The 18780-nt window shown below is 72.5% G+C and carries 21 protein-coding genes; 11 read left to right on the top strand and 10 right to left on the bottom strand.

Going from position 1 to position 18780, the window contains the following annotated elements:
* Positions 1–213: 213 nt before the first annotated feature.
* Both ACFYTT_RS27810 and ACFYTT_RS27805 read left to right on the top strand, forming a co-directional pair.
* Positions 214–1035 (top strand): HAD hydrolase family protein, encoded by an 822-nt coding sequence (locus ACFYTT_RS27810; protein WP_387263526.1) that lies wholly within the window; start codon positions 214–216, stop codon positions 1033–1035.
* The gene (locus ACFYTT_RS27805) at positions 1035–1847 is read left to right on the top strand and encodes an HAD family hydrolase (protein ID WP_176095572.1); all 813 of its coding nucleotides are present in this window, start codon (positions 1035–1037) and stop codon (positions 1845–1847) included. The genes ACFYTT_RS27810 and ACFYTT_RS27805 overlap by 1 nt, the downstream gene beginning before the upstream one ends.
* Before the next feature lie 50 nt (positions 1848–1897).
* Here ACFYTT_RS27805 and ACFYTT_RS27800 read toward each other — a convergent pair whose 3' ends face one another.
* A complete protein-coding gene (locus ACFYTT_RS27800; RefSeq protein WP_176095573.1) occupies positions 1898–2509 on the bottom strand; it encodes a bacterial proteasome activator family protein in 612 nt (203 codons plus the stop codon).
* 138 nt (positions 2510–2647) lie between these two features.
* On the opposite strand from ACFYTT_RS27800, the gene ACFYTT_RS27795 reads away from it, so the two are divergent.
* Both ACFYTT_RS27795 and ACFYTT_RS27790 read left to right on the top strand, forming a co-directional pair.
* Positions 2648–3445: a S9 family peptidase gene (locus tag ACFYTT_RS27795; protein WP_131052370.1), complete on the top strand. Its 798-nt coding sequence runs from the start codon at positions 2648–2650 to the stop codon at positions 3443–3445.
* Between the two features lie 79 nt (positions 3446–3524).
* A complete protein-coding gene (locus ACFYTT_RS27790) occupies positions 3525–4730 on the top strand; it encodes an ABC transporter substrate-binding protein (RefSeq protein WP_176095574.1) in 1206 nt (401 codons plus the stop codon).
* A gap of 54 nt (positions 4731–4784) precedes the next feature.
* On the opposite strand, the gene ddaH is transcribed toward ACFYTT_RS27790, so the two are convergent.
* A complete protein-coding gene (ddaH, locus tag ACFYTT_RS27785; RefSeq protein WP_368660297.1) occupies positions 4785–5618 on the bottom strand; it encodes a dimethylargininase in 834 nt (277 codons plus the stop codon).
* A gap of 59 nt (positions 5619–5677) precedes the next feature.
* Here ddaH and ACFYTT_RS27780 point away from each other — a divergent pair, with 59 nt between their 5' ends.
* Positions 5678–6136 (top strand): Lrp/AsnC family transcriptional regulator, encoded by a 459-nt coding sequence (locus ACFYTT_RS27780; protein ID WP_176095575.1) that lies wholly within the window; start codon positions 5678–5680, stop codon positions 6134–6136.
* A 193-nt stretch (positions 6137–6329) separates the two neighbouring features.
* The gene (locus tag ACFYTT_RS27775; protein ID WP_387263520.1) at positions 6330–8249 is read left to right on the top strand and encodes a beta-propeller domain-containing protein; all 1920 of its coding nucleotides are present in this window, start codon (positions 6330–6332) and stop codon (positions 8247–8249) included.
* 89 nt (positions 8250–8338) lie between these two features.
* On the opposite strand, the gene ACFYTT_RS27770 is transcribed toward ACFYTT_RS27775, so the two are convergent.
* The 3 genes from ACFYTT_RS27770 to ACFYTT_RS27760 form a co-directional block, all read right to left on the bottom strand.
* Positions 8339–9421: a hypothetical protein gene (locus tag ACFYTT_RS27770; protein ID WP_387263517.1), complete on the bottom strand. Its 1083-nt coding sequence runs from the start codon at positions 9419–9421 to the stop codon at positions 8339–8341.
* Positions 9422–9509: 88 nt separating this feature from the next.
* A complete protein-coding gene (locus tag ACFYTT_RS27765; protein ID WP_176095578.1) occupies positions 9510–9767 on the bottom strand; it encodes a DUF6457 domain-containing protein in 258 nt (85 codons plus the stop codon).
* Entirely contained in the window at positions 9764–10348 is a 585-nt protein-coding gene (locus ACFYTT_RS27760) for a molybdenum cofactor guanylyltransferase (RefSeq protein ID WP_387263514.1), read from the bottom strand. Before ACFYTT_RS27760 ends, ACFYTT_RS27765 begins: the two co-directional genes overlap by 4 nt.
* 146 nt (positions 10349–10494) lie before the next feature.
* On the opposite strand from ACFYTT_RS27760, the gene fdhD reads away from it, so the two are divergent.
* On the top strand, positions 10495–11349 hold the full coding sequence (gene fdhD, locus ACFYTT_RS27755; protein WP_387263511.1) for a formate dehydrogenase accessory sulfurtransferase FdhD: 855 nt from the start codon (positions 10495–10497) through the stop codon (positions 11347–11349).
* Positions 11350–11356: 7 nt separating this feature from the next.
* Here the strand turns inward: fdhD and ACFYTT_RS27750 are convergent, their stop codons facing one another.
* The 5 genes from ACFYTT_RS27750 to ACFYTT_RS27730 are packed head-to-tail and all read right to left on the bottom strand — an operon-like array spanning position 11357 to position 15048.
* Positions 11357–11557 carry a hypothetical protein gene (locus tag ACFYTT_RS27750; protein ID WP_387263509.1) on the bottom strand — a complete coding sequence of 67 codons (201 nt, stop codon included), beginning with the start codon at positions 11555–11557 and terminating at the stop codon, positions 11357–11359.
* On the bottom strand, positions 11554–12066 hold the full coding sequence (locus tag ACFYTT_RS27745; RefSeq protein ID WP_387263506.1) for a GAP family protein: 513 nt from the start codon (positions 12064–12066) through the stop codon (positions 11554–11556). Before ACFYTT_RS27745 ends, ACFYTT_RS27750 begins: the two co-directional genes overlap by 4 nt.
* A 22-nt stretch (positions 12067–12088) precedes the next feature.
* A complete protein-coding gene (locus tag ACFYTT_RS27740) occupies positions 12089–13405 on the bottom strand; it encodes an MFS transporter (protein ID WP_387263503.1) in 1317 nt (438 codons plus the stop codon).
* Positions 13402–13977 (bottom strand): helix-turn-helix domain-containing protein, encoded by a 576-nt coding sequence (locus tag ACFYTT_RS27735; RefSeq protein WP_176095582.1) that lies wholly within the window; start codon positions 13975–13977, stop codon positions 13402–13404. The genes ACFYTT_RS27740 and ACFYTT_RS27735 overlap by 4 nt, the downstream gene beginning before the upstream one ends.
* A 48-nt stretch (positions 13978–14025) precedes the next feature.
* Positions 14026–15048, bottom strand: a complete 1023-nt coding sequence (locus ACFYTT_RS27730; RefSeq protein ID WP_387263500.1) for a DUF4192 domain-containing protein — start codon at positions 15046–15048, stop codon at positions 14026–14028.
* Between the two features lie 206 nt (positions 15049–15254).
* Here ACFYTT_RS27730 and ACFYTT_RS27725 point away from each other — a divergent pair, with 206 nt between their 5' ends.
* From ACFYTT_RS27725 to ACFYTT_RS27710, 4 genes are read left to right on the top strand one after another with little or no spacing between them, the layout of a single operon-like run.
* Entirely contained in the window at positions 15255–16169 is a 915-nt protein-coding gene (locus ACFYTT_RS27725; protein ID WP_387263497.1) for a fructosamine kinase family protein, read from the top strand.
* Positions 16166–17179: a GTP 3',8-cyclase MoaA gene (gene moaA, locus ACFYTT_RS27720; protein ID WP_176095584.1), complete on the top strand. Its 1014-nt coding sequence runs from the start codon at positions 16166–16168 to the stop codon at positions 17177–17179. Before ACFYTT_RS27725 ends, moaA begins: the two co-directional genes overlap by 4 nt.
* Entirely contained in the window at positions 17176–17430 is a 255-nt protein-coding gene (locus ACFYTT_RS27715) for a MoaD/ThiS family protein (protein ID WP_350698018.1), read from the top strand. The genes moaA and ACFYTT_RS27715 overlap by 4 nt, the downstream gene beginning before the upstream one ends.
* Positions 17431–17445: 15 nt before the next feature.
* Positions 17446–18741: a metallophosphoesterase gene (locus tag ACFYTT_RS27710; RefSeq protein WP_387263493.1), complete on the top strand. Its 1296-nt coding sequence runs from the start codon at positions 17446–17448 to the stop codon at positions 18739–18741.
* Positions 18742–18780: the final 39 nt, after the last annotated feature.

Below are 18780 nucleotides of genomic sequence, written 5' to 3'. Positions count from 1 at the left end.
GCCGACAAGAGCGCCGACCGGAGTGGCGACCAGAGTGGCGGCGGTCCTGCCCGAAACGTCACCTCGCGGCAGCCGTCCGTTGGCATCCGATTCGCCGGGAAGCCGTGGTTGCGACCTGTTTACCGAGGTACGGTTGCTGCCCGCCGTCACGCCGGGTCGCCTACCCGGCGACCAGTACGGCTGGCCGCGACGGCGGCGGGCGAAGGAGGAACCATGACCCGCCCGGGCCTGCCCAAGCTGATCGCCACCGACCTGGACGGGACTCTCGTCCGCAGCGACGACACCGTCTCGGCGTACACCCATGAGGTTCTCGACCGGGTGCGTGCCGCCGGCATCCCCGTGGTCGGCGCCACCGGTCGCGGACCCCGGCTGACCGAGCTGACCCGAAACGACATCCGTGCCGCCGACTTCCTGGTGCTGGCCGGCGGCGGTCGGGTGGTGGACCAGAGCGACCCGGCCGGGCCGGTGGTGCTCTGTGACGAGCGCCTCGCAAGCGACGTGCTGGCCGGTCTGCTGGCCGATCTGGAGGTCGCGGTCGGCCCGCTGACGGTGATGGTCGAGGCCTCCGACGAGCACGAGGCGCCGCTCTGGGGCGACTACCACCCGGACTGGCCCTACCCGGACCGGTTCGAGGTCCGCACCCGGGACGAGTGCCTCGCCGGTGACGTGATCAAGGCGTTCGTGCGGACCGCCGACCACCATGTCGACGAGTTGCTGGCGGTCGCCCGGGAGATCGTGCCGCCGCACCTGGCCACGCTCACCCAGGCCGGGCTCGGTTTCATCGAGATCTGCCCGCCCGGGGTGGACAAGGCATCCGGCCTGACCGTGGTCGCGCAGTCCCTCGGCGTGGACCCGGCCGAGGTGCTGGTCTTCGGCGACATGCCGAACGACCTGCCGATGTTCGAGTGGGCCGGCTGGGCGCGGGTGGCCGTCGCCAACGCGCACCCGAGCGTACGCGCCGCCGCCGACGAAATCACTCTGCGTAACGACGACGACGGGGTCGCGGTCTACCTCGACCGGCTACTGTCCAGGTGATGGACGCGACGCCCGGCCTGATCGCCACCGACATCGACGGCACGCTGCTCCGCGACGACCGCACGCTGAGTGCCCACACCGCTGCGGTGCTGGCCCGGATCTCCGCCCGGGGCACGCCGGTCGTGCTGGTCACCGGCCGTCCGATCCGTTGGCTCCGACTCGTGTACGAGCAGCTCGCCGAGCCGGTGCCGGCGGTCTGCGCCAACGGCGCGGTGGTCTACGACCCCGTCGACGACCAGGTGCTGCGTGCCGATCCCCTGGCGCCGGAGTTGCTCGCCGAGGTGGCGGAGCGCCTGCGGGCGGAGGTGCCGGGCGTGAGCCTCGCGGTGGAGATCGTCGACAGCCGGGAGATGCGGCACGAGGCGCACTATCCGGTGCGCTGGGAGGCCGGTGACGCGGCGATCAGGGTTGTGGACAAGCCGGAGGAGCTGCTGTCGGCGCCGGCGGTGAAGCTGCTGGTCCGGGCCGGTGACCAGGATCCGGACCGGTTCACCGAGATGATCTCGACCGCGTTGGCGGGGCTGGCGGAGGCCACCCACTCGTCGAACTCCGGACTGGTGGAGATCTCGGCGGCCGGGGTGACGAAGGCGGCCGGGCTGGCCTGGTACTGCCACCGGATCGGCGTCGACCCGGCCGACGTGCTGGCCTTCGGCGACATGCCGAACGACGTACCGATGCTGACCTGGGCCGGCCGGGCGGTGGCGGTGGCCAACGCGCACCCCACCGTGCTGGCGGTCGCCGACGACGTCACCTCGACGAACTCCACCGACGGCGTGGCCGCGTACCTGGAGAAGGTCTTCGGGGCCGACTGACGGCGCGGCGCGTCGTGCGACCCGGTGAGGTCGCACGACGCGCGCGGTGGTCAGAGGTACTGACCGGTGCTGTGTCCTTCGCCACCGGCACCACCCGGCTGGCCCATGCCGGGCATCCCCGGCAGCACCGCCCCGGCGGGGCCGCTGGGCAGCGCCTGCCGGCCGGAACGCATCTGTTCGAGCTGTACCCGGGCGGCCATCTGCTGCGCCACCAGGGCGGCCTGGATGCCGTGGAACAGGCCCTCCAGCCAGCCGACGAGCTGGGCGTGGGCGATCCGCAGCTCGCCCTCGCTGGGCGCCTGGTCCTCGGCGAACGGCAGCGAGAGCCGTTCGAGTTCCTCGCGCAGCTCGGGGGCGAGGCCCTCCTTGAGCTCGACGATCGAGCGTTCGTGGATCTCCCGCATCCGGTGTCGGCTGGCGTCGTCGAGTGGGGCCGCCTTGACCTCCTCCAGGAGCTGCTTGATCATGCTGCCGATCCGCATCACCTTGGCCGGCTGCTCGACCAGGCGCGTCGGGTCCTCGCCGGGGCCCTCGTCGGTCTGTACGGTGCCGACCGGGCGGCCGTCCGGCCCGACCACCACCACCGTGCCGGAGCGCCCGGCATCGTCCTGGCCAGGCTCGTCGTTCTGTCCAGCTGAGTGTGCTTCGGTCATGGCACCCATCTTTACCCAGTCCCCGCCGTTCCCGCCCGGCGGCCCGGTGCACGGACTACTCGCCCGTTCTCTCCGCCCTGCGATGCACCGGTCACCGCGCGTTCCACCCGGCACCGGGCCCGGCGCGTTGCGCGCTACGGTCGGCCGATGACCTCCGACCCGCGGGCCGTGCTGACCCGTCCCGCTGCCGCCCCGGACGTCACCGTCGCCTACGGCGAGCACCCCGACCAGGTCGCCGACCTGCGCCGGCCGTCCGGCACCGGGTCCTCCCGACGGCTGGTGGTCGTGGTACACGGGGGCTTCTGGCGCCACGAGTACGACCGGCGGCACACCGACTCGATGGCCGCCGCGCTCGCCGCGCTCGGTCATCCGGTGGCACAGGTGGAGTACCGGCGGACCGGGCAACCCGGCGGCGGCTGGCCCGGCACGACGGACGACGTCCTGGCCGCGGTGACCGCACTTCCCCGGCTGGCGGCCGAGGTGCTGCCCGGTCTGGTGACACCGACACCAGCGGTCCTGGTCGGTCATTCCGCCGGTGGCCACCTCGCCCTGCACGCGGCGCGACACGTGCCGGAGGCGGTGGCGGGAGTGCTCGCTCTCGCGCCGGTCGCCGACCTCGCCGAGGGGTACCGGCTGGACCTGGACGGGGGTGCGGTGGCGGCCCTGCTGGGTGGTGGTCCGGCCGACGTACCCGACCGGTACGCGGCTGTCGACCCGCGATCCGTGGTACCGCTCCCGACACGCACCGTAGTGATGCACGGCACGCTCGACGAACAGGTTCCGGTCGCCATGAGCAGGGCGTACGTGGCCGCAAACCAGGCAGCCGGGGCCGATATGCGCCTTGTAGAGCTTTCCGGATGCGAGCATTTCGGGCTCATCGACCCCGAGGCGCCGGCCTGGCCCAAGGTAACCAGCGTGTTGCGGTCTCTTGGCGAAGATCATTAATCATTGACGCAGCGTCGCGAAGCAGGTAGAACGCCGATGGGGCGTACCCGCCCAGGCAACACGTGTTGAAGGGAACCCGGTGTCGCAGATGAACCGCAGGCGAGCACTACAGTTGCTGGCCGCGCTCGGAACAGGGAGCCTCGTCGCCGCGTGTGGCACGGACGGCGACGAGGGGACCACCACCGTCACGGGCGGCAGTCCGATCAAAATCGGTCTGATCGCGCCGCAGGCCGGCCCGGACAAACCCATCGGCGACGAACTCACCAACGGCTTCCAGCTCTACCTCGACCTGAACGACCGGAGTCTCGGCGGCCACCCCGTCGACCTGGTCGTCGCCGACGAGGGAGACACCGTGAAGTCCGGCCAGGCCGCCGTGAGCACCCTGCTCGAACAGAACGTGCTCGCGATGACCGGCGTCGCCAGCTCCGCCGTCATGTTCGGCATCCGGGACGCGGTCGAGCAGGCCCGGGTACCGCTGATCGGCTCCAACGCCTCACCACCGAGCCTGCAGAGCGTCGTCTACATCTGGCGTACGTCGTACGTGCTCGACGAGGCGGGCCGGGCGCTCGGCCGCTACCTCAAGGACGAGCTGGGTACGGCCGACCGGGTCGCCATCATCCTGCCCGAGGGCGGTGGCGGCGGCGAGGACGTGCTGCGCGGCTTCCGCCAGGAGTTCGGTGAGTCCGACCCGAGGATCTCCGACCCGGTGATCTGGACCACCGGCAGCCCGAGCCCCAGCAAGGCGGCGTACGCCACCGACATCAGCCAGGCGCTGAGCCGCAGCCCGTCGACCGTCTTCTGCTTCTACTCCGGTGCGGCGGCGGTCGAGTTCGTCATGCAGCTGCGGGACGCCGGATTCCGGGGCCGGATCTACGCGCCCGGGTTCCTGACCGAGGGCACGGTGCTGGAGAGCATCCGCCCGGCCAACGACGCGCTCGGCATCCGGACCGCCCTGAACTACTCCGCCGACCTGAACAACGCCGCGAACCGCCGTTTCGCGTCGGCGTACCGCAAGAAGCACAACGCCTCGCCCACCACGTACGCGATGGCCTCCTACGACGCGGCCAAGGTGCTCGACCAGGCGATCCGCCTCGCCGGTGCGACCCCGACGGCGCAGGAGGTGAATCTGGCGCTGGGTCGGATCGGGCAGATCGACAGCCCGCGCGGCGCGTGGCAGTTCAACCAGCCGCGTACCCCGCAGCAGAAGTGGTATCTGCGCGAGGTGCAGCGCGACGGCCAACTGCTGTCCAACGTGCTGGTCAGCGAGCTGGCCACGCTCGGCTGAGTCGACGCAGGGTCCAGGGCCGGCCCGGTGCGACGGCCGGCCCCGGGCGTCGGATCAGGGCCGCAGCTCGGCGACGCAGCACTTCACGCTGCCGCCGCCCTTCTTGAGTTCGGCCAGCTCCACCGGCACCGGCGTGTACCCGGCCGCCTTGAGCCGACCGGCCAGCCGGGTCGCCTCGCTGTTCAGCACCACGTTGGCGCCGTCGCTGACCAGGTTCAGGCCGAACGACAGCGCATCGTCGTCGTCGGCCACCACCGCGTCGGGGAAGAGTTGGGCGAGCACCCGCTGGCTGGCGGCGGAGAACGCACCCGGGTAGTAGACGACGTTGCCGTCGTCGATCGAGGCGAGCGCCACGTCCAGGTGATAGAAGCGCGGGTCGATCAGGTGCAACGACACCACCGGACGGCCGAGCGCCTCCTGTGCCTCGGCGTGCGCGGGCAGTTCGGTGCGGAAGCCGTACCCGGCCAGGACCAGCCCGCCGTGCGCCTCCGGCAGGTACGCGAAGTCACCCTCGCCCTCGTTGGTCTCGTTCGGCGCGATGAACCGCCAGCCCTGGGACTCGTAGAACGCCCGGTGCCCGGCGGCCTCGGCGGCCCGCTGCGGGTGCTTGAACCGCGCCCCGTAGGCCGTGCCGTCCACCGTGAACGCGCCGTTGGCGGCGTAGACCATGTCGGGCAGGCCGGGTTCGGGAACCAGCAGGTGCACGTCGTGGCCGAGGCCCACCAGCGTCTCCCGTAGGCGGGCCCACTGCTTGACCGCCAGTTCCGGGTCGACCGAGGCGGTCACGTCCATCCACGGGTTGATCGCGTACTCGACCGTGAAATGCTCGGGCGAGCACATGAGATATGTCCGCTTTCGCGGTACTCGCTGCTGGTTCACGGTCACCAAGGGTAGGTAGGGTGCCACTTTAGTAACAGCCGCAAACATTGCTTCTCAGGAGCAGAACATTGCAGATCGACGTCGTCGACCAACGAATCATTGCGCTGCTCGTCGCGGATGCTCGCGCCTCGTACGCGGACATCGGCACCCGAGTGTCACTCTCCGCTCCGGCGGTCAAGCGACGGGTCGACCGACTGCGGGCGGCCGGGGTGATCCGGGGATTCACCGCCATCGTCGACCCGGCCGCCGTCGGGTGGACCACCGAGGCGTTCGTCGAGCTGTTCTGCGCCGGCCGCACCACTCCGGCCCAGCTCGGTGCGGCGGTACGCCGTCACCCCGAGGTGGTCGGGGCGTACACCGTCTCCGGCGAGGCGGACGCGCTCATCCACCTGCGGGCCGCCGACATCGCCCACCTCGAAGAAGCGTTGGAGCGACTGCGGGCCGAATCGTTCGTCACCTCCAGCCGCAGCACCATCGTGCTCTCCCGACTGGTGGAGTCCCCGGGCGTCGGACCCTCCACGAACTGAACCAGACGGCAGATCCGCAGACGTCCGACCCGGCCACCGGGGCGGGCCCGGCTCCCCGCATCGTCGCAGCCGCCCCAGGCACGGTCGCGTCTGGCCTGGCTGCCGTCCACATAGCTCTCCGGTCCACCTCCGGTTCCCCGGCCGATGCCACCCGTCGGGGAACCGGAGCGCGGGACGCCGCGTCGAACCGCGCATGACACGGGGAATCAAGGCCACCGCCGCCGGCGGCACACTGGTCGCGCTGACGCTGCTGGCCGGCAGCATGTCGGCGGCACCGGCCCCGGCGCCACCCGTCGGGACGGACGGGCGGATGGTGCCGGTCGGTCTGGTCTCCTTCGACTCCTGCGCGGACGCCCTCACCGAGCTGCGCGCGGCGGCCGCCGCCTCGGTCGGCCCGTACGGCTTCGGTGGGGGTTGGCGCACGTTCAGCGACCGGGGCGGCGCCCTCGGAGCCGGTGCCGTGGCGAAGGGTTCCGAGGCCCTTTCCGCGCCGACAGGAGCCGCGCCGGAGCACTCGACGACCAACAACCACGAAGTCGGCGTGGACGAGCCGGACCTGGTCAAGACCGACGGACGGCGGATCGTCACGACCACCGGCGGCGTGCTGCGGGTGGTCGACCCGGCCAGCCGGCGGATCACCGGCGAACTCGACCTGACCGACGGCCACGAGCGCCTGCGCTGGACGGATCAGCGACTGCTGCTGCTCGGTGACCGGGCGCTGGTCCTGACCGAGGCCACCCCGCGCGAGACGCCCACCGGTGTCGCGCGCCGGATCTGGGGTCCGCTCGGTGACACCCGGCTGGTCCTGGTCGACCTCTCCGGTGCACCACGGGTGCTGGCGACGTACCGCATCCAGGGCCGCACCGTGGACGCGCGGCTGACCGGCACGACCGCCCGGGTGGTGGTGAACTCGTCGCCCCGTCTGGAGTTCCCGTTCGACAGGGACGGCAGCGACCGGGAACGGACCGCGCGCAACCGTGGCGTCATCGCCCGTGCGGGCATCGGGGCATGGCTGCCCGAGTACGAGTGGACGGCGGGCGGCGAACGGCACACCGGACGGGTCGGCTGCGACCGGCTGAGCCGCCCGGCACGGATGACCGGCACGTCGACGCTGACCGTGCTCAGCTTCGACCTGGCCACCGACCGTCTCGGCGACGGCGACCCGGTCGGCGTGGTCGCCGACGCGAGCACCGTCTACGGCACCGCGACCAGTCTCTACCTCGCGGGTGCACGGCCGGTCGTGGCGACGACCCGCGGGCGACCGTCGACCGACGAGGTCACCGAGATCCACCAGTTCGACACCGCGTCGCCGGCGCGTCCCCGCTTCGTCGCCTCGGGCACCGTGCCCGGCTGGCTGATCAACCAGTACGCGCTGTCGGAGTGGAACGGGCACCTGCGGGTGGCCACCACCACCGGTGACGTCTGGGGCGGCAGGGCAGAGGGCCGGACCTCCGAGTCCGCGGTGCGGGTGCTGCGCCGCGAGGGCGGATCACTGGTGCCCGCCGGGATGGTCGGCGGGCTCGGCCGGGGCGAACGGATCTATGCGGTGCGCTATCTCGGGCCGGTGGCGTACGTGGTGACCTTCCGGCAGACCGACCCGCTCTACTCACTCGACCTGACCGACCCCGGCGCGCCCCGGGTCACCGGCGAACTGAAGATCACCGGGTACTCGGGCTACCTGCACCCGCTGCCCGAGGGCCGGCTGCTCGGGGTGGGTCAGGAGGCTGACGCGCGGGGGCGGACCCAGGGCGTACAGGTCTCCCTCTTCGACGTTCGCGAGCCCGGCCGCCCGCACCGGCTGGACCAGTGGCATCTGCCCCGAGGGTGGTCCGGTGCCGAGCACGACCCGCATGCCTTCCTGTACCGGCCGGACAGCGGCCTGGTGGCCCTGCCGGTGGGCGGCGGCATCCGGCTGCTGCGCGTCGGCAGCGACACCGTCCGCGAGATCGGCGAGGTGACCCACCCGTCCACGGACCGCGAGAACCGGCGGACGTGGTCCCCGGTACGCCGGTCGCTGGTGGTCGGTGACGTGCTCTGGACCGTCTCCGCCAGCGGCCTGCGTGCCACCGACCCGACCACCGCACGCAGCGTCGGCTGGATCGCGACGACCTGAACCTTCCTCCCACGCGGGTGGGGCCCGGTTTCTCGGGGTTTCCGGGTCCCACCCGCCTCCACCGCACAGCGGCGCGAGGCGGTCGACGGTCAGAGGTACATGCCGGTGCGGTGCTCACCCCGTCCCGGCTTGTCCCCCTCGCCGAAGAAGCGCTTGCCGCCGAACTCGCCGTGCAGACGGTCGTCCAACTCGTCCGCGAGGCCGGTCATCACCTGCACGGCGAGCATCAGATGAGTGGGTTGGAAGTTCCGGCCGAAGACCGGGATCGAGGCCCACACGGTGTCGTCGGCACAGTAGAGCCGACCGATCGGCATTCGGTTGGTCAGCTCGGAGAGCTTGACGTACAGCCGCTCGGTGGGCTCGACCTCGGTGAGGACCGGGGAGAAGACGTCGACCAGCGGCGGGTTGTCCCGGACCCGGACGAAGACCATCGCCGAGCCCGCACGGATGTTGATGTCGCCGTCGGAGTCGACCTGGACCCGATCCGAGTCCGACTTGAGCATGGTGGAGACGACCGTGCGTACCCGCTCGGCCAGATCCAGCACCTCGGTCTCCGCGCCGTCCCCACCGGCGGCGGCCAGCGCCTCCTCCAGCTCGGTGCCGATCTCCCGCACCAGGCCGAACTCGCTGCGCGCCGTGCCCAGCGGCGGACCCGCAAGCGGCTCACCCTCGGCGTCCTCGATCTGATAGACCAGGAACGCGGGATGCGGGGCACCGTAGATGTCCCGCAACGTGCGGGAGAGGACCGCCGCCAGCCGGGTCGCCTCGTCGACCCCGCAGTGCAGACCGAACTGGTCACCGGAGCCTTCCACCACACCCGGCGGCGACCAGCCCAGCGCGACCATGTCGGCGACGGCCGCACGATCCAGCCGGTAGCCCTGCGGCAGGGTGGCGTTGCCGACCGCGCGCGCGTTGAGCCGGCCGTCCGCGCCCACGTCGGCCCCGACGGCATAGACCGCGTCGTCCGTACCCGAGGCGGTCGGGTCGAGCGTCAGTTCCACGCGCGCTCCCGCCGGCAGGTCGACCAGCCGGTCGGCCAGCGCCCTCGCGAACTCCCGCCACGCCTGGGTCACCTTCGCCCGCAGGTCGGCCGTGGTCGGCTCGTCGAGCAGGATCGACTCGTGGTGATGCGCCGGCGTGCCGGGCGGCGCCGAGGGGTGGTCTGCCGTCATGATCGCCTCCGTCCGTTCCGGTCACCCTACCCAGCCGCCGTGTCGGTCGGCGCGGCCCGGACCGTGATCGGACAACCCTCGGTCGTGGTCAGTCGGCCGGCTGGTCGCCGCCCAACTCCACCGGCCAGGTGCCGGCCAGGTCGGCGAGCCGGGCCGCCGCCGCGACGGGGTCGGCGCCGCGTCCCACGGCCAGGCCGAGCAGGTACGCGGTGACCGGGGCACCCGGACGCACCACCTGGTGGGCGACGTCGCGGGCCAGGTCGAGCACGGTCGACACCGGCACCTGAGCCGGTTCCAGTCCCAGTTCCGCGCAGGCCGCCGTGACCCAGTCGTCCAGCACCGTCATCGCGCCCACTCCTCCGCCCGGCGTACGTCACCGTCAGTGTCGCAGTCGAACCACGGCGGCGGGCCGCCACCTGACCAGCTCACCTCGCGCACGGTGAGCCCGGCGAGCAGATCCCGCAGCGGCGCTCCGGCGTGCCGTCCGGCGAGCCGGTCCAGCGCCGCGCGCAGGGCAGCGGTACGCCACACGCCGCACAACGTCTGTCGCCGTCCCGAGGCGTCCACGAAACACACCCCGTCCACCGGCGGTGTGTCCAGCTGACGCAGCAGGTCACCGACGGCAGGTCGGGTCAGCAACGGCAGGTCGGCGGCGAGCAGCGCGACGACCGGTACACCCGGTTCGAGCAGGGCCATCCCGGCTGCGGTGGCGGCGACCGGACCACCACCGGGCGGTGACTCCCGGGTCGGGAGCACCCCCGACGGGGCCGGCCCCGGACCGACCAGGATGCGGGGCGTCGCGTCGGCGACAGCAGCGAGCACGCGTTCGCGCATCGGTACGCCGCCGACGGGCAGCGCCGGCTTGTCCCGCCCGCCCATCCGGCGCGCGGACCCACCCGCGAGCACGATCGCCGCGTACACCGTCACCGGATCACGGTAACCCGCAGGGGATCGGCCGTTTCCGACCCTGCAACCGGCCCGAGGCGGCTCTCGGCCGGGCGGTCCAGCCGGACAGGGTGGCCGGGGTGAGCGGTCGGATGCGGTGGGGTGAGCGGGCGGGGCAGGATGGCGGGATGGGACGGGCCAGTGAGCGACGCGGGGTGCTCCGCATCGACCTCGACGCGACGGACGCCGGACGGATCCGGGTCCGCCGGCCGGACACGCTCGCCGCCGAGGAGCCGCTGGAGATCCGGGTCGGGCCGGCCGGGCCGGACCGACGTCCTCCCCTCTCGGTGACCATGCGGACTCCCGGCGCCGACCTGGATCTGGCGCTCGGCTTCCTGCTCACCGAGGGGCTGATCGGCTCGGCGGACGACGTGTCCACCGCGCAGCTCTGCGCCGGCACCGAGACGCCGAACACCTACAACGTGGTCGACGTGACGCTGGCTCCGGGCGTACCGTCGCCCGGCACCGACACGACCCGGCACTTCCACACCACCAGCGCCTGCGGGGTCTGCGGCAAGGCGAGCATCGACGCGGTCCGTACCCGGTCCCGGTTCGACGTGGCCGCCGACCCACTCGCCGTCCCCGCCGAGGTGCTGGCCGAGCTTCCCGAGCGGCTGCGGGCCGGACAGCGGGGCTTCGACCGCACCGGCGGGTCGCACGCGGCGGGACTGTTCTCCGCCGACGGCGAGTTGCTGGTGCTGCGCGAGGACGTCGGCCGGCACAACGCGGTGGACAAGGTGATCGGCTGGGCGGTCCGCGAACGGCGGCTGCCGCTGGCCGGGCACCTGTTGCTGGTCTCCGGCCGGGCCAGTTTCGAGCTGACCCAGAAGGCGTGGATGGCCGGGCTGCCGCTGCTCGCAGCGGTGTCGGCGCCGAGCACGCTCGCGGTCGACCTGGCGGCCGAGGCCGGGCTCACCCTGGTCGGCTTCCTGCGCGGCCGGACGATGAACGTCTACACCGGCGCCCAGCGGGTGACCGGCTGACCGTTGCTCAGCGGTTGGCCAGCAGGTCGAACAGCTCCAACCGAACTGCGGCGTCCCGGGCGATGAGGAAGCCCGCGATGCCCAGGACCCAGCCCAGCATGCTGCCGGACGACCGCACGATCCACGCGTTGAGGCGGGCGAGCAGCGGCTCGATCCGCCTCGGCCAGGCCACCCGTGCGCCCAGCAGCACCACCGCCGGCAGGATCATGACCAGGCAGTTTCCGCCAGCAACGCGATCACCTGCGGCACGCCCAGGCCCGAGGTGGTGAGCAGGCCCAGTGCACCGAGGTACGGCAGCATGGTCGCCACCTCGGCCAACGCGGCGAACACCGCCAACCCGACCAGCCAACGCGCCGACGCGTCACCAGACGTCGCCCGGTCGCGCCAGCGCAGCACCCGACCGCCACCGCCCCCGCGCTTGCCGTCGTACCGGAAGCTCAACACGAACAACCCGACACCGAGCGCGAGTTGCCCCCACAGCACCGGTCGGTTGTCCAGCGCACCGCCCCACATCTCGGCCAACCCGCTGCCGCCGAAGTAGAGCAGCAGCCCGACCACGAAATAGAAGCCGGCGATGGTGCCCAGATAGGTCGACACCCGTCCGAGGCGAACCGGACCCGGGGCGAGCAGCAGCCAGACCGGGATGAACAGGGTGCCGATGCTGGTGCTGTCGACGAGTGCCAGTCCCACGAGGGACAGCAGCAGCGCGACACTCATACCGGACCACCCGGGCACTCGCTCATCCGGTGATTATCCGTGTATCCCGGTCCGACTGCGGCGCTGGTGCCGTGGCCTGTCGAGCCCCCGGGACGGTTTTCCTAGTCGGGGTCGGTAGCCGACCCATGTTCCGCCACGGGCCACCGAGGAGTGGGGTGAGGACCACCAGGAGGTAGCCGGCGCCGACCGCGACGAGAGTGGTCGTGGTGCCGAGGTGTTCGCTGGCGAAGCCCGCGCCGAGTGCGCCGAGCGGGATGGCGGCCCAGGCTCCTGCGCCGATCACGCCGTACACCCGGGCACGCATCCGGACCGGCACGCGTTCGAGCTTGATCGCGCCGATCATGGGGTTGATCGCCCCGGCGGCGAAGCCGGCGGTCGCGAACACGGCGAGCAGACCGGGCAACGGCAGCCCGGCGGCCATCGCCAGGAACGGTGGTGGACCGGCCACCGCGAAGGCCACCACGAAGGTGGCCCGGCGGGGTAGCCGGTGACCGACGGCGCTGAACAGCAACGAGCCGGCCAGCGCCCCGCCGCCCATGGCGCCGACGAGCAGCCCGAGGGCCGCCGCTCCGCCGAGATCACGATGGGCGACCACGGGCAGCAGCACGTTGGTCTTGGTCGCGTCGAAGAAGTTGGTCACCAGCACCAACAGGACCAGCACCCGCAACAAAGGCTCGGTGAGCAGGAACCGGACGCCGGCGGCGAACTGGCGCCAGTAACCGGTGGCGTCGCCGGTCGCGGGCTCGTCGGCACCGGGCTGGAGGTTCGCCGGCACCAGTACGGCGACGACCACGGCGGACAGCACGAACGTGGCCGCGTCGAGCACCAGCACGGGCAACGCCCCCAGGGTGGCGACCAGCAGACCCGCCACCGGCGCACCGAGCAGCCGGGCACCGCGCTCGGTCGCCTCGAACCAGCCGATCGCCCGTTCGGTGGGCAGGCCGGCGGCGATGGCCGCCTCGGGCAGCAGGGCGACCCGGGCCGTCTGGCCCGGCGTGTCGAGCAGACCACTGAGGAAGACCAGCGCGAGCAGCGCCCAGAACGGGAGTCCGACCGTGGCGTGCAGGAGGGGGATCGCGGCGACCGTCAGGCAGGAGACCAGATCGGCGAGCACGCTCGCGCGGCGGTAGCCGATCCGGTCGACCAGGACGCCGCCCAGTGCGCCACCGAGCACGATCGGCGCGGTCGCGACAGCACCGGTGATGCCGGTGGCGACCGGCGAACCGGTCTCGGCGAGTACGTAGAAGGGCAGCGCGATGATCGTGAGCATGTTGCCGGTCAGCGAGACCGTGTGTCCGACCAGCAGACCGACCAACGGCACACGGGTCGGGCGACTCATTCCGGCCGCCGGAAAGCGTGATAGATCATCGTGACCCGGCGGGCGTCGGCGCGATCCGGGTCGCTGCGCTTCTGCCAGCGCACGGCCAGCGCCTCCAGGTCGGTCCGCAGTTCCCGTAGTTCCGCAGCAGTCAGGTGGTAGGCGTTGTCGCTGCTGGCGGTGCCGCGTACCCATTCGGGCTCGAAGGTCGCCTCGGCGGCGAGGTAGCTGTTCAGGGCCTCCTGGTACCGCTCCAGCACGGCGCGTCGCAGCAGGTCCGAGGCGACCTTCCGCTCCGGGTCGTCGAGTGCCTCCAGCGGTTCCCACGAGGTGGTGGTGTGCGCAGCGCGCCACCACCTCTCCCGACGGTTGCGCGCACACTCCGGAGCCTCCCGCACGAAGCCGTGCTCGGCGAGTTTGCCCAGGTGGTAGCTGACCGAACCGACCGCCTCGTCGACGACGTCGCTGAGCATCCCGACGCTCTGCGGCCCCCGCAGCCGCAGTTCGCCGAGGAGCCGGAGCCGGGTGGGGTGGGCGAGCGCCCGCATGGCACGGGGGTCGGTCAGGTGCAGCACGTTCTCGTCGTTCGGCATGTCGCCACCCTAGACATACAAGAAGTGACGTACAAGACTTCTTGTTAATCATCGCGGGCGACGGCCGGGCCGACGCCCGCCCCGCCGCAGCGCCTTCGGCCAGCCGTCCAGGCGTGACGGCGGCACTCCCCGGCGGAGCAGGTCGTCCACGATCAGGGCGAGCGAGTAGTCCGGATGCTCGGCCAACACCCGCTCCAACGCCACCGCCGCCAGTGCGCCCTGCCCCGCCCGCCAGGCGGCGAACGCCAACAGGGCTCCGGGCGCGGCGGACAGGTCCGGCTCGGCCCGGCGCACCATCTCGGTCCAGAACGCCACGTCCTCGTCCCGGCCGTCGGTGCGTTCCCAGGCGTGGTCCCGCACCGGCAGGTGGGTCAGCAGCAGGCAGAGCCACGCCACCTCGTCGTCGGCCAATGGCGTCCCGTCGCGGTGACGGCGTCGGGTGGCCCGCAGCACCGCCACCCCCGCCGTCCGCAGCGCCCGACCGCCGAGGAGGTCGGCCGGGGGCGCCTCCGCCAGCAGGTCGGCGAGTCGCCGATCGGCCCGCTCGGCGGCGCGCCGCATCTCCGACCCGCCGACCGGGGCCACCGCAGCGGCGAGAGCGGCCCGGTCAGGCAACGCGACCTGGCCGGCGAAGACCGCCGCCGCCGGCACCGCGCTGGCCCTCGGGTCGTACGGGGTGCCCTCGGGCGGGCAGCACTCCGGCTCCTGACAGACGTACGACCACCACCGGTCACCGGTCACCCGTAACGCGTCCACCACGGTGAGCCCGGCGTCGGCAAGCGCCACCCGGACCGCGTCCACGGCCGGAGTGACCCGCTCGGGCGGGCCGTACCCGATCGCCGTGGCCGAGTCGGCGCCCTGCCGCCCGGTCACCGTGGCGATGTGCTCCGCCGACTCCCGAGGATCACCCTCGCCGGGCAGGTCCGCCCGGGCGGCGAAGACGATCCGGGAGCCCGCCAGCGCCACCACCACGACGCTGTCCGTGGGGTGGAAGCCGAGCAGGTACGGCACGGCCGCGATGAGGTCGGCGGGGGATCTGACGGTGAGGCGGGGCAGGTCCGTGGAGTTCATGAGGCCAGCCTGCGAGCGGCCCCCTTCCCGCCGCCGCCCCTGTGGACGACACGCGGGTTATCCACAGTCACCCTAGGTATTCACCCAGTTCAGCGTGGTTCACCCGACCTCGGCGCCCGGCGTACGGATGTAAGGAGGGGACCCTTCCTATACACAAGGCGTTAGTAGGGGGCCCTTCCTTGCATCCGAAGGGATACCTTGCGGGGATGGATCTGGCGTACCTGCGGGCGCATCCGGAGCAGTTGCCGACCTTCCTGACCCATCAGCGGATCCGGGAGACGCCGGTGGGTGGCGGCGACATCTGTGCCGCCAGCCGGTTGACCCTGGACGACGGGCACTCGGTGTTCGCCAAGACCTGGCCGGAGCACGCCGACCGAGAGGTGCCGGAGGGCTTCTTCGCCACCGAGGCGGCCGGGCTGCGCTGGTTGCGGGAGGCCGGTGCGGTCGGCGTACCGGAGGTGCTGGTGGCGCTGCCCGACCTGCTCGCGCTGGAATGGGTGCAGCCGGGCGAGCCTCGACGGACGGCGGCCGACCGTTTCGGCCGTGAGCTGGCCGAGTTGCACCGGGCCGGGGCACCCGCCTTCGGGGCACCCTGGCCGGGCTTCATCGGCGCGCTGCCGGCGGACAACACTCCGCACGCCGGTCCATGGCCGGTCTGGTTCGCGCAGTTCCGGATCGTGCCCTACCTGCGTCGCTCGGTCGACGGTGGCGCCCTGGATGCCACCGCCGCCGCGCACGTCGAGCAGGTCGTGGCCCGCATCGAGGAGTTCGGCGGCGACGAGCCGCCCGCCCGCATCCACGGTGACCTCTGGCCGGGCAACCTGCTCTGGGGCGCCGACGACCGGGTCTGGTTGGTCGACCCGGCCGCGCACGGTGGACACCGGGAGACCGACCTCGCCCAGCTCGCGCTCTTCGGCGGGGCACCCCACGCGGACCGGATCCTGGCCGCGTACGACGAGTCCTGGCCGTTGGCCGACGGATGGCGGGACCGGGTCCCGTTGCACCAGTTGCACCTGTTGTTGGTGCACACCGCCCTGTTCGGCGGCGCGTACCGGGATTCGGTCGTCCACGCCGCCCGGGCCACCCTGAGCGGGGCCGAGCGCGCTACGGTCGACGGGTGAGCGTCGCCCCGCCGACCGCCGGCGCCCTCGTCGACCGGTACGGCCGCGTCGCCCGGGACCTGCGTGTCTCCCTGACCGACAAGTGCAACCTGCGCTGCACCTACTGCATGCCCGCCGAGGGACTGCCCTGGCTGGCCGGGCCGAAGCTGCTCACCGACGACGAGGTGATCCGGCTGATCCGGGTGGCGGTGTGCCGACTCGGCGTGACCGAGGTCCGCTTCACCGGCGGCGAGCCACTGATCCGTCCGGGTCTGGTCGACATCGTCTCGGCCGCTGCCGCACTCGAACCCCGCCCCCGGCTGTCGTTGACCACGAACGGCATCGGACTGCACCGGCTGGCTCCGGCGCTGCGGGCGGCCGGGCTGGACCGGGTGAACGTCTCGCTGGACACCCTGGACCGCGAACGCTTCACCCGGCTCACCCGACGTGACAGGCTGTCGGACGTCCTGGCCGGTCTGGCCGGTGCCGCCGAGGCCGGGTTGGTTCCGGTCAAGGTCAACGCGGTGCTGATGCGGGGCGTCAACGACGACGAGGCACCGGCACTGCTCCGCTTCGCCCTCGACCACGGCTACGAGCTGCGGTTCATCGAGCAGATGCCGCTGGACGCCCAGCACGGTTGGGACCGCGCCGCCATGGTCACCGCCGAGGAGATCCTGACGACGCTGCGTTCGGCGTACGCGCTGAGCCCGGACCCGACCGCGCGCGGCACCGCACCCGCCGAGACCTGGCTGGTCGACGGCGGCCCGGCGCGGGTGGGCGTGATCGGCACGGTGACCCGGCCCTTCTGCGGCGACTGCGACCGGACCCGGCTCACCGCCGACGGCCAGATCCGCAACTGCCTCTTCGCCACCGAGGAGTCGAACCTGCGCGACGCGATGCGGGCCGGGGCCGACGACGACGAGGTGGCCCGCCGCTGGACGGCGGCGACCTGGGGCAAGCGGGCCGGGCACGGCATCGACGACCCGACCTTCCTGCAACCGACCCGGCCCATGTCGGCCATCGGAGGGTGACCGTGGCGACCGTCACCGTCCGTTACTTCGCCGGGGCCCGCGCTGCCGCCGGTCGCGCCGAGGAGACCACCACCGCGGGGCGATCGCTGGACGAGGTGCTGGCGGAGCTCTCCGACCGGCACGGCGCGCGACTGGTGCCGGTGCTCAAGGTGGCGAGTTTTCTGGTCGACGGTGTCACCTGTCATGATCGGAAGCAGCCGCTGCCGGCCGGAGCGACGATCGACGTCCTGCCTCCCTTCGCCGGTGGCTGAGGGGGATCCACACACGTGTTCGCGGTACTCGGCTTCGTGGCCACGCTTGCCCTGATCACCGGGCTGATCCACCTCTACCTCTGGAAGCGGCTGGTCAAGGACACCACCGCCGCCGGGCGCTGGCGGCGGATCGGCACCGTCAGCGCGGTGGTGCTGGCGCTGCTCGTACCGGCGACCATGATCGGCACCCGGTCCGGGATGTACTGGCTCGCCTGGCCGGGATACCTCTGGCTCGCGGTGATGTTCTACCTGCTGGTGATCCTCGTCGTGCTGGAAGTGCCGATGCTGGTGACGCGGCGGGTGCTGCGCCGCCGGGCGGCGACCGCCGCACCGGAGCCGGCGATGGTCGGCAGCGCCACCCCGGCGGATCCGCCGAGCACCGACGACGCCGGGCCGAACGCCCCGGCAGCCGACGACGCGGGTGCCGGGGCGACCGACCGGCCGGCCGTCGGCGCGGTCGGCCCGGACCACGACCCGTCCCGCCGGTTGCTGCTCGCCCGTGGCGCCGCGATCTTCGCCGGGCTCACCGCCACCGGCCTGGTCGGGTACGGGGTGCGGACCGCGATGGGTCCGCCCCGACTGGACCGGGTGCAGATTCCGCTGGCGAAGTTGCCGCGCAGCATGGACGGCCTGCGCATCGCCACCGTCTCCGACATCCACATCGGGCCGCTGACCGGTCGGGCGCACACCGAGCGCATCGTCGCCGCGATCAACCGCCTGGACGCCGACATCGTGGCCGTGGTCGGTGACCTGGTCGACGGCACGGTGGCCGAGCTGGGCGAGGACGCGGCTCCGCTGCGCGACCTGCGGGCCCGGCACGGCAGCTACTTCGTCACCGGCAACCACGAGTACTACTCGGGCGTCGAGGAGTGGGTGGCCGAGGTCGACCGGCTCGGGTTGCGGGTCCTGCAGAACCAGCGGTTGGAGATCGCCGCCCGGGGTGGCGTGCTCGACCTGGCCGGTGTCAACGACGTCAGCGCCGTGGGCACCGGCGTCTCCGCACCGCCCGACTACGCGGCCACCCTCGCCGACCGGGATCCGTCCCGACCGGTGGTGCTCCTCGCCCACCAGCCGGTGGCCGCTATGGAGGCCGCGAAGTACGGCGTCGACCTGCAACTCTCCGGTCACACCCACGGCGGTCAGATCGTGCCGTTCAACCTGCTGGTCAAGCTGGAGCAGCCGGTGGTCTCCGGCCTGGGCGAGGTGGACGGGACCAAGGTCTACGTGACCAACGGGGCCGGCTTCTGGGGCCCGCCGGTGCGGGTGGGCGCGGAGCCTCAGGTCACTCTCGTGGAACTGCGTTCGGCATAGCGAACCTCACGCCCGAGCGTGGCGGCGCGCACGGGCGTG

This window comes from Micromonospora sp. NPDC003816, from assembly GCF_042874705.1.
Taxonomy (GTDB): Bacteria; Actinomycetota; Actinomycetes; order Mycobacteriales; family Micromonosporaceae; genus Micromonospora.
The sequence above is the reverse complement of the archived record's forward strand: the minus strand, read 5'-3'. Positions and strand labels throughout refer to the sequence as shown.